A 10,330-nucleotide genomic window follows, 5' to 3' on the forward strand; every position below is an offset into this window, starting at 1 on the left:
GGGCCGGGCGGCGGCCGTGGCGCCCGCCGGGGAGCGCTCACGGCCGCCGTCCCTGCCCCCGTCGCGTTCAGCCCCCATGGCTCGCGGCTCCCTGCTCCATCGCGCCGTCCAGGTGGAACTCCGTCTCCCGCCAGTCCTCGGGCAGCATGTGGTCGAGCACGTCGTCCACCGTGACCGCGCCGAGCAGTGAACCGGACTCGTCCACCACGGGCGCGGCGACCATGTCGTACGTGGCGAAGAACCCGGCGATGACCGGCAGCGTGGCGTCCGGCTCCAGGGACTGGAGGTCGTCGTCGATGAGCGAGCTGACCAGGGTGTACGGCGGGTCGCGCAGCAGTCGCTGGAAGTGCACCGTGCCCAGGTACTTGCCGGTCGGCGTCTCGTCGGGCGGGCGGCAGACGTAGACCTGGGCGGCGAGCGCGGGGGAGAGGTCGGGGTTGCGGACCCGGGCGAGCGCGTCCGCGACCGTGGCGTCCGGGCGCAGCACGATCGGCTCGGTCGTCATCAGCCCGCCCGCCGTGTGCTCCTCGTACGACATCAGGCGCCGCATGTCGGCCGCGTCGTCGGGCTGCATCAGGCTCAGCAGCCGCTCCTGGTCGTCCTCGGGCAGCTCGCCGAGCAGGTCGGCCGCGTCGTCGGGGTCCATGGCCTCCAGGACGTCGGCGGCGCGCTCCTCCTTGAGCTTGCCGAGGATCTCGATCTGGTCGTCCTCGGGCAGCTCCTCCAGGACGTCCGCGAGCCGGTCGTCGTCCAGCGCGGCGGCGACCTCGGCGCGCCGCTTGGGGGAGAGGTGGTGCAGCACGTTGGCCAGGTCGGCCGGGCGCAGCTGCTCGAAGGTCGCGAGCAGGCTCTCGGCGCCCTGCCCGTGCTCCTCCAGCGAGAACCCGGTGACGTCGGACCAGGGCACGGTCAGCGACTCGCCCTTGGCCCGCCGGAAGGCGCCGCCCTTCCTGCCCTTGCGCACGAAGGCGCGGTCCACCTCCCAGTCCCGGCGGGCCGGGAGCTGCTGCACGGACAGGTCGAGGACGGTGACCTCCTCGCCGGTCTCCGCCAGCTGCACCCGCCGGTCCAGGAGTTCCCCGAACACCAGCCGCTCGGTGGGCCGCTGCTCGAAACGGCGCACGTTGACCACGCCGGTGGAGATGACCTGGCCGGAGTCGAGTCCGGTCACCCGGGTCATCGGCAGGAAGATCCGGCGCCGGTTGGACAGCTCGACGACCAGCCCGAGGACGCGCGGGGGCTTCCGCCCGACGCGCAGCATGACGACCAGATCGCGGACGCGGCCGACCTGGTCGCCGGTCGGGTCGAACACGGGAGCCCCGGCCAGGTGCGAGACGAAGATCCGGGGAGCACCGGCTGCCATGGCTTCGCCTCCTTTGCGTGGAGATGCGTGGAGATGCGGGGGGAAGGGGCGGGGGAGAGTGTGCGGAACGGGCGTCAATTGCCCGGGTATGTCGACTCGCGTGCGCTTCAGGCTAGCCCGTACCGATCGGACACGCCCTGGTGGACGGTCCGGACGGACGCGCTCCGCCGCGGCCCCGAGCCCACCGGTACGCTGCCGTACGCCGTTCGGAACGTCAGAGAGGCAGCCCCACCTGTGACCGTGATTCCCCGGACCTCTGCCCGCCGCCGCACCGCGCTCCGCGCGTGCGGTCTGGCCCTCGCGGCCACGGTGCTGGCGGGCTGCGGCGGCGATGACCCGGATGCGGGCACGAACGGCGTCGGCAAGCTGCCCCCGGACAAGATCCAGTCGCGCACGAGGGCGGCGGCGGACGCGGCCGAGGACGTCCACCTGGCCGGGACGGTGGTCACCGGCAAGGACACCTACACCCTGGACATGCGGCTCAAGGCGGGCGGCGCCAGCGGCTCGGTCACCGCCAAGGGGTCGGCGTTCCGGCTGCTGCGCGTCGGCGAGAAGCTGTATCTGAAGGCCGACGCGGGCTTCTGGAAGCGCGCCGGGGACAGCTCGGCGGCGGCCAAACTCCAGGACAAGTACGTGAAGGTCCCGCAGACGGACGCGGCGTACAAGAAGTTCATCGGCTTCACCGAGAAGGACGTGCTGATGTCGGGTCTGCTGACCCTGCACGGCAAGCTCGCGACCGCCGGGCACCACCAGCAGGGCGGCACCCGCACGATCCGGGTCACCGGCGACGGCGGCCTCGGTGGCACCCTCGACGTCTCCCTGGCGGGCAATCCCTATCCGCTGCGCCTGGTGCGCGGCGGCGACGCGGGCACCCTCACCTTCTCCGACTGGGGCAAGGACTTCCCGCTCGACGAGCCCGCCGAGTCGGAGACCGTGGACTACGGCAGCAGCCTGCCCGCGTCCTAGGGGGAGACGGGAATTGCCAGACGGCACTACCCCTTCCTGCGGCGACGCGTCAGCAGCCTGGGCAGCGCGGCCGGGATCGGCTGCCGGGTCGTCGCCGGGGTGGGCAGCGGCGGGGCGGCCAGGCTGCCGGTGGGCTGCGGCTCCACGGCACCGGTCGGCACCAGGCGCACCACCCGGCACTCGCGGGCCCAGCGTTCCGTCATCGCCTCGCTGTCGGGGGCGTTGAGCCGCTTGCCCTTCAGCTCGGCCACCGTCTCCGCCCACTCGGGGGAGTCCGGCCGCAGCGCGTGCACCGTGGCGGGCCAGCTCACCAGGCGGCCCCCCTTGTCCTTGCTCCGCACCGTCACGACGGCCCGGCCGCCGTCGGTCAGGCCGGGCAGCGGCTGCTCACCGGGACCGTCGCCGATCAGACAGACGGCGCCCGCGTGCCACACATGCCACAGCGGGCGCGCGGCGGACACCTCCGCGCCCCGGACCCAGATCAGACCGGACTTCTTGGTGGACTCCTCGATGAGGGCCTGGTCGAAGAGGTCCTGGCCGGGCAGCTCGCTAGTCATGCGCCCAGATTAACCAGGCGCGGGTACGGCTCGGCCGGGCGCGGATACGGTGATCGCCGGCGCGCTCACAGCCAGCCGTTGCGCTTCAGCGTGCGGTGGATGGCGAGACACAGCGCGGCGGTGATGCCCATGACCACCGGGTAGCCGTACCGCCAGTGGGTCTCGGGCATGTACTTGAAGTTCATGCCGTAGACGCCGCACACCATCGTGGGGACGGCGATGATCGCGGCCCAGGCGGTGATCTTGCGCATGTCCTCGTTCTGCGCGACGGACGCCTGCGCCAGGTTGGCCTGGAGGATGGAGTTCAGCAGTTCGTCGAAGCCGACCACCTGCTCGTGCACCCGGGCCACGTGGTCCGCGACGTCACGGAAGTACTTCTGGATGTCGGGGTCGATCAGCCGCATCGGCCGCTCGCTCAGCAGCTGCATCGGCCGCAGCAGGGGAGCGACCGCGCGCTTGAACTCCAGTACCTCGCGCTTGAGCTGATAGATCCGCGCCGAGTCCACACCGCGCGAGACACCGCCGTTGCGGCCCGGGGAGAAGACCTCGGTCTCCACCTCGTCGATGTCGTCCTGCACGGCGTCCGCGACCGCGAGGTAGCCGTCCACCACATGGTCGGCGATGGCGTGCAGCACGGCCGAGGGGCCCTTGGCCAGCAACTCCGGGTCGTCCTGGAGACGGTGGCGCAGCGCCCGCAGCGAACCCTGGCCGCCGTGCCGGACGGTGATGAAGAAGTCCCGGCCGGTGAAGCACATGACCTCACCCGTCTCGACGACCTCGCTGTTGGCGGTGAGCCGGTCGTGCTCGACGTAGTGGATGGTCTTGAACACGGTGAACAGGGAGTCGTCGTAGCGCTCCAGCTTCGGGCGCTGGTGCGCCTGCACCGCGTCCTCCACGGCGAGCGGGTGGAGTCCGAAGACGCCCGCGATCCCGGCGAACTCGGCCTCGGTCGGCTCGTGCAGACCGATCCACACGAACCCGCCGTCGCGCCGCACCTGACGCATCGCCTCCTGCGGGCCGAGCGGCTTGTCGCTCTCCACGCGGGTGCCGTCGCGGTAGACCGCGCAGTCGACGATGGCCGACGGGGTGGCCGGGTCACGCGTGGTGTCGTACGCGGACATCGTCTCCGTGCGCGGGGCCGGACGGGACGGGCGGACCACGGCTCGCAGGTCGCGGATCATCGACATGGGCAGGCTCCTTCGCGGGCAGGCAGCGCAAGCGCGGCCCGCGACGGCTGGAACTACCCGGAATGGGGACGTCCTGACTCCGTAGGTTTGGCACGTCCACAAAGCGGGGAGCACCGCACCGTCGCGGTGGCGACTTCGCTACTGATGCAGAACTGATGCGGATCAGGCAGATCAGGCAAAGCGAAACGAAGTGCTCTTCCGAACGGCGAGGCGAACGTGAAGGTGGCAGCCGGCCAGGAATGACATCAACGGCCGGAAGAGCGAGTGGTACTGCACGGTCGACTTCGATCCATGACAGCCCCACCTCCTCCGGCCGGTCCCTCGTAAGGGAGTCTCATCGGCGTCGGGACTCGACAGCGTGCTTCTGCACGCGGCCCCGAACCACCGGCTCAGCGTAGCAGCCGCCTGTGATGTCAAGGCGCAGCTTTGCCTGCCACTGACGAGTTCTATGCTCACCGCATGGTTGATGTTCTTCCTCTGGTCGAGGCCCGGTTGACCACCGCTCTGGGCGAGCCGGACGCGCGCGCCTCGGTCACCTTCCTCGGCGCCGACCGCGTCGAGGTGCTCCGCTTCCTGGAGGGAGACCTCGTCCGCTACGCGACCCTCGGTATGTCCGCGCACCCCATGACCGACCCCACGGTGATGGTGGCCGACCCCGTCAAGGGGCCGCGCGCCGAGCTGGTCCTCACCGTCCGCACGGGCCGCGCCGACACCGCCCAGGTGCTCAGGCCGCTCGCCGTGCTCGCCGCGACCCCGCAGGTCGAGGGGCTGGTTGTGACCCCCGGCGCCTCCCTGGACGTCGGCGAGCCGCTGTGGCCCGGCGCCCCCTTCACCTCGGTCCTGGTCGGCGAGCCGGGCGGTCTGGTGGAGGACCTGGACCTCGACGACCCGCTGGACCCCGTACGGTTCCTGCCGCTGCTCCCGATGACCCCGAACGAGGCCGCCTGGAAGCGGGTGCACGGCGCGCAGGCCCTCCAGGAACGGTGGCTGACCCACGGCACGGATCTGCGCGACCCGCTGCGCGCGGGCGTACCGCTGGACTGACCGGCCGGGTGAGCAAGCTCACCAAGTCTCCGGGGGTGCGGGGGAGTTGACCCTTGCGGGAGTGGCGGGTGCGGCTGGGTGCGCCGGTGACCGGCAGGGGGCGGCGCACCGCCGGGTTCGGCGTCGGGTTCGGCGTTGGCCACCACCGTGCGGGCAGGTCCTCGGTCGCCACCCGGGAGCGGGGCCTCGTCGGTGGGCCGGGCAGGACGGCGCGGGCTCTCCGCGGGACCCGTGGCGGCGGCCCGTCGAGCCTCTCCGCGGCGGCGATCGCGCCGGGCGGCCGGACGGGTGATCGTCCTTGACGTGGGGCGGTGCGGGTAGGACCGTGGGGCTCTATGAGGGGCGAACCCAGTTGCCCGAGGTGTGGTGGCCGGGTCCGGGCTCCCGGTCTCTTCGCCGACTCGTGGCAGTGTGCCGCGCACGGGTCGGTGCAGCCGCTCCAGCCCGTGATCCCGCCCAGTGTCGAGGCGCTCACCGCCGTCGTCCAGCGCACGCACGTCCCGGTGTGGATGCCGTGGCCGCTGCCGGTCGGCTGGCTGTTCACCGGCATCGCCTACGCCGGTGACGACCGCAGCGGGGGCCGCGCGACCGCCGTCGCCTGTTCCGGGCCGGGCCCGCTCGGCGGCCCCGGCGAGCTGATCCTCGTCGCGGAGGAGCCGGGTGTCGGACTCGGCGCGCGGTACGCGGGCCTGGAGGGTCCCGACCCAGGCCCTTACCTGAACGTGGAGAAGCCGCCGCAGAGCAAGGTGCTCGCGGCCGGCCGTCCGACCCCGCTCTGGCATGTCTCCGGCACCCCCACCGACCGCGCCGCCTTCGCGGGCGAGGCGCTCGGGATGTGGCTGTGGGCGGTGATGTGGCCGGAGCAGTCGAGCCTGCTGATGTACGACGAGCTGGTGCTGACCGACCTGAGAGACGCGGGCGCGGAGATCGACCTGGTGCCGTGCGGGGCGCTGTCGCCCCGACTGATGCGGCCCTGAAGGACCCCGTGCGGGGCGGCGCCCTATGTGCTGCGGGCCCATGTGGTCCCCGCACACTGTAGGGGGCGCCGGGCAGGTGCGGGTGTGACAGGGCATCGGATGCGCGCGGCTATCCTTAGGTGTTCCCTCCGCCCCCGTCATCGTCTGGAGTCGCCGTGCGCATCGACCTGCACTGCCACTCCACGGCCTCGGACGGTACGGACACCCCGGCCGAGCTGGTGCGCAACGCGGCCCGCGCGGGGCTCGACGTGGTCGCGCTGACCGACCACGACACCACGCGCGGTCACGCCGAGGCGATCGCCGCGCTGCCGGAGGGGCTCACCCTCGTCCCCGGCGCGGAGCTGTCCTGCCGGACCGACGGCGTCTCTATGCATCTGCTGGCGTACCTCTTCGACCCCGAGGAGCCCGCCCTGCTCGCCGAGCGCGAGCTGGTCCGCGACGACCGGGTGCCGCGCGCCCGGGCCATGGTCGCCCGGCTGAACGAGCTGGGTGTGCCGGTCGCCTGGGAGCAGGTCGAGCGGATCGCCGCCGGTGGTTCGGTGGGCCGCCCGCACATCGCCTCCGCGCTGGTCGAGCTGGGTGTCGTCCCCACCGTCGGTGACGCGTTCACGCCCGAGTGGCTGGCCGACGGCGGCCGGGCGTACGTCCCCAAGCACGAGACGGACCCCTTCGAGGCGATCCGGCTGGTCAAGAACGCGGGCGGGGTCACCGTCTTCGCGCACCCGGCCGCCGTCAAGCGCGGCCGTACGGTCCCGGAGGCCACGACCGCCAAGCTGGCCGAGGCCGGTCTCGACGGCATCGAGGTCGACCACATGGACCACGACCCCGCGACCCGGACCCGGCTGCGGGACCTCGCCGGGGAGGTGGGGCTGCTGGCCACCGGTTCCTCGGACTACCACGGCAGCCGCAAGACCGTCGCGCTCGGCGCGAACACCACGGACCCCGAGGTCTACGGGGAGATCATCCGCCGCGCCACCGGCGCGTTCCCCGTCCCGGGGACCGGCGGGAGCTGACCGCCCAGGGCCTCCTCGCCCCTCCCTTTCCCCCAGTAATTCCGCACGTCCGCCGCGCGTACCGCCGTGGCCCGGGTTCCTATGGCCGGGTCGCCGACGTTCGCGCGCGGTGGTGGCTCGTCATGCAAGGCACACAAGGCACACCATGTTCGACCTCGCCGTCTTCGGCTCGCTGTTCCTGACCCTCTTCGTGATCATGGACCCCCCGGGGATCACCCCGGTCTTCCTCGCCCTGACCGCCGGACGCCCGGCCAAGGTCCAGAAGCGGATGGCCTTCCAGGCCGTCTGTGTGGCGGGCGGGGTCATCGCCGTCTTCGGCCTGCTGGGCCACCAGATCCTCGACTATCTGCACGTCTCGGTCCCGGCCCTGATGATCGCGGGCGGTCTGCTGCTCCTGCTGATCGCGCTGGACCTGCTCACCGGCAAGACCGACGAGCCCCAGCAGACCAAGGACGTCAACGTCGCCCTGGTGCCCCTCGGAATGCCGCTGCTCGCCGGGCCCGGAGCCATCGTGTCCGTGATCCTGGCCGTGCAGAAGGCCGGCAGTGTCGCCACGCAGGTCTCGGTGTGGTCGGCGATCCTCGCCATCCATGTCGTGCTGTGGCTGGTGATGCGTTACTCGCTGCTGATCATCCGGGTCATCAAGGACGGGGGCGTGGTCCTCGTGACGCGGCTCGCGGGCATGATGCTCGCCGCGATCGCCGTGCAGCAGATCATCAACGGAATCACTCAGGTGATCCGGGGGAGCTGAGACGGAGCCTCGGCTCCCCCGGAAGGCTTGAGTGTCGTGCGCGCGCCCTACGAGGCCGTGGTGTCGGCCGGGCGGATCCACAGACGCTGCCCGATGGCGGCGGCCTGCTGCACGATCCGATTGACGGAGGCGGCGTCCACGACGGTGCTGTCCACGGTCGTGCCGTCGACCTCGTCGAGACGCATGATTTCGAAGCGCATGGCTTCTCCCTTCGTCTGGTCATCCTCCTGCGGAGAACTACTGGGTGCGACGTGTGGTGTCGCGGTGTTGCATACCTAGACAACGCACTGCGTGTTACAAACATTCCCTACGCTAAAGAAATTTTTCGAACGGCTAATTACCCAACGGTAAGAACTGGCCCGGCCAGGCGCTTTCGCGGACTGACCGAGACCGGTTGTGTTCGCAGCGTGACGGCCGGGACAATGGACGTGATGAACGACGACCTGGCGGACCTGGGCGCCCGCATCGACCACACCAACGAGCTGCTCCAGCGGATGCTCGCCGAGGTGGCGAAGACCCCCTCCACGCACGCGATCTTCGTGGACGCGGGCTACCTCTACGCCGCCGCGGGCCGGCTCGTGGCCGGTACGGAGGACCGGCGCGCCTTCGACCTCGACGCCGAGGGCCTGATCGACGCGCTCATCGACAAGGCCCGCTCGATCTTCGCCGACAGCCGCCTGTTGCGCGTCTACTGGTACGACGGCGCCCGCCGCCGCATCCACACCGCCGAGCAGCAGACCATCGCGGAGCTGCCGGACGTCAAGGTCCGCCTCGGCAACCTCAACGCGCACAACCAGCAGAAGGGCGTCGACTCCCTCATCCGCACCGACCTGGAGTCCCTCGCCCGGCACCGCGCCATCAGCGACGCGGCCCTGCTCGGCGGCGACGAGGACCTGGTCTCGGCGGTCGAGGCCGCGCAGGGCTACGGCGCCCGCGTCCATCTGTGGGGCATCGAGGCACCCGAGGGCCGCAACCAGGCCGAGCCGCTGCTGTGGGAGGTGGACAGCCAGCGCACCTTCGACCTGGAGTTCTGCAAGCCGTACGTCTCCCGCCGTACCGCCGCCGCGTACGAGGCGACCGGGAACCGGCCCACCCGGGAGGACGTGCGCTTCGTCGGCGCCCAGATCGCGGCCAAGTGGCTGGCCTCCCGGGGGCGCGACACCATCGGCGAACTGCTCCCGGGCCACCCCTATCTGCCCGGCTCCGTCGACCAGGACCTGCTGGTCGAGGCCGAGAACCTGCTCCAGTACTCGCTGCGCGGCCAGGCCGATCTGCGCCGGGCGCTGCGGGACGGCTTCTGGGAGCACCTGCAGACGCAGTACTGACCCGCGTACGCGCATCGGCCCGGCCCCCTCTGAAGGGGACCGGGCCGATGCGTGCGACCGGTGAGGATCAGGCCTCGGTGGCCGCCGTCGTCTTGCGGGTGCGGCGGCGCGGCTTGGCCTCCGGCTCCTCGGTGGCCTGCGCCGGGATCTCCGCGGCCTCGGCCACGGCCTTCCGGGTGCGGCGCGCCTTGGGAGCGGGGGCCTCGTCCCCGTCGACCGCCGTGGCGGTCGCCTTGCGGGTGCGGCGCGGCTTGACCTCCGCGACGTCACCGGCCTCGGCCTCGGGGGCGGTGGCGGCGGCCTTGCGGGTCCGACGCGGCTTGGCCTCGACGGCCTCGGCCGTGTCCACGGCGGCCACGGCGGCCTTGCGGGTACGACGCTTCGGGGCCTCGGCCTCGGCGACCTCGGTGGTCTCCGGGGCGGCGGCCGTCTTGCGCGTACGGCGCTTCGGAGCCTCGGCGACCGGCGCCTCGACCGCGTCCACGACCGGCTCGGCGGCCTTGCGGGTCCGGCGGCGCGGCTTGGCCTCGGCCTCGGTGCCCTCGACGGTGTCGACGACGGCCTCGGCGGCCTTGCGCGTACGGCGCTTGGGCGCCTCGGCGACCTCGGTGGTCTCCGGGGCGGCCACAGCGGCCTTGCGGGTGCGGCGCTTCGGAGCCTCGGTCACCGGCTCCGCGACCGGCGCCTCGACCGTCTCCACGACGGCTTCGGCGGCCTTGCGGGTGCGGCGGCGCGGCTTGGTCTCCGCGACCGGCTCGGCCACGGGGGCCTCGACGGCGGGAGCGGCGGGAGCCTCGGTCACCGCGACCGGCGCCTCCACGGCCTCCGTCTGCTTGCGCGTACGGCGGCGGCGCGGCTGCTCCGGGGCGTCCACGACGGTCTCCACGACGGCCGTGCCCTCCGCCGTGTCCACGGCGGTCTCGGCGGCGGTCGTCACCGGCTGCGCGACCGCGTCCGACGCGCCGTTGCGCGTGCGGCGACGGCGGCGCGGCGTACGGGTCGCCGGTGCCTCCTCGGTGGCGGTGGTCTCGACGGCCGGCGTGGCGGCACCGGACTCCAGCGGAGCTCCGTTGCGCGTACGACGGCGGCGGCGCGGGGTGCGCGCCGAACGCTCCTGCTCGGCGGCGGCGGCCTCACCGCGACCACC

Annotated in this window: 10 protein-coding genes and 1 pseudogene; 6 read left to right on the top strand and 5 right to left on the bottom strand. The window is 72.4% G+C overall.

All coding sequences use genetic code 11. The features are described from left to right. Positions 1-67: 67 nt before the first annotated feature. Complete coding sequence (locus tag GTW40_RS13620) at positions 68-1,363, bottom strand: CBS domain-containing protein (protein WP_161180441.1); 1,296 nt, start codon at positions 1,361-1,363, stop codon at positions 68-70. A 234-nt stretch (positions 1,364-1,597) separates the two neighbouring features. Between GTW40_RS13620 and GTW40_RS13625 the strand changes: the two genes are divergently transcribed. Then, positions 1,598-2,329 carry a hypothetical protein gene (locus tag GTW40_RS13625; protein WP_161180442.1) on the top strand — a complete coding sequence of 244 codons (732 nt, stop codon included), beginning with the start codon at positions 1,598-1,600 and terminating at the stop codon, positions 2,327-2,329. A 26-nt stretch (positions 2,330-2,355) separates the two neighbouring features. Here GTW40_RS13625 and GTW40_RS13630 read toward each other — a convergent pair whose 3' ends face one another. Further along, positions 2,356-2,886 (bottom strand): hypothetical protein, encoded by a 531-nt coding sequence (locus GTW40_RS13630; protein WP_161180443.1) that lies wholly within the window; start codon positions 2,884-2,886, stop codon positions 2,356-2,358. Between the two features lie 65 nt (positions 2,887-2,951). Beyond that, entirely contained in the window at positions 2,952-4,073 is a 1,122-nt protein-coding gene (locus GTW40_RS13635) for a magnesium and cobalt transport protein CorA (RefSeq protein WP_161180444.1), read from the bottom strand. Positions 4,074-4,532: 459 nt separating this feature from the next. Between GTW40_RS13635 and GTW40_RS13640 the strand changes: the two genes are divergently transcribed. The 4 genes from GTW40_RS13640 (at position 4,533) to GTW40_RS13655 (ending at position 7,858) form a co-directional block, all read left to right on the top strand. Further along, entirely contained in the window at positions 4,533-5,117 is a 585-nt protein-coding gene (locus tag GTW40_RS13640; RefSeq protein ID WP_161180445.1) for a suppressor of fused domain protein, read from the top strand. Positions 5,118-5,452: 335 nt separating this feature from the next. Continuing rightward, positions 5,453-6,094: a DUF6758 family protein gene (locus tag GTW40_RS13645; RefSeq protein ID WP_161180446.1), complete on the top strand. Its 642-nt coding sequence runs from the start codon at positions 5,453-5,455 to the stop codon at positions 6,092-6,094. 155 nt (positions 6,095-6,249) lie between these two features. After that, the gene (locus GTW40_RS13650; protein WP_161180447.1) at positions 6,250-7,107 is read left to right on the top strand and encodes a PHP domain-containing protein; all 858 of its coding nucleotides are present in this window, start codon (positions 6,250-6,252) and stop codon (positions 7,105-7,107) included. 145 nt (positions 7,108-7,252) lie between these two features. Next, positions 7,253-7,858: a MarC family protein gene (locus tag GTW40_RS13655; RefSeq protein ID WP_161180448.1), complete on the top strand. Its 606-nt coding sequence runs from the start codon at positions 7,253-7,255 to the stop codon at positions 7,856-7,858. Between the two features lie 47 nt (positions 7,859-7,905). On the opposite strand, the gene GTW40_RS32635 is transcribed toward GTW40_RS13655, so the two are convergent. Then, positions 7,906-8,058, bottom strand: coding sequence for a hypothetical protein (locus tag GTW40_RS32635; protein WP_202485837.1), 153 nt, complete (start codon positions 8,056-8,058; stop codon positions 7,906-7,908). Positions 8,059-8,289: 231 nt separating this feature from the next. Here GTW40_RS32635 and GTW40_RS13660 point away from each other — a divergent pair, with 231 nt between their 5' ends. Further along, complete coding sequence (locus tag GTW40_RS13660) at positions 8,290-9,183, top strand: NYN domain-containing protein (RefSeq protein WP_161180449.1); 894 nt, start codon at positions 8,290-8,292, stop codon at positions 9,181-9,183. A gap of 67 nt (positions 9,184-9,250) precedes the next feature. Here GTW40_RS13660 and GTW40_RS13665 read toward each other — a convergent pair. Next, positions 9,251-10,330 (bottom strand): annotated as a pseudogene (locus tag GTW40_RS13665) (ATP-dependent helicase); the annotation flags it as partial.

It is taken from the genome of Streptomyces sp. SID4985 (assembly GCF_009863025.1).
Classification (GTDB): domain Bacteria; phylum Actinomycetota; class Actinomycetes; order Streptomycetales; family Streptomycetaceae; genus Streptomyces.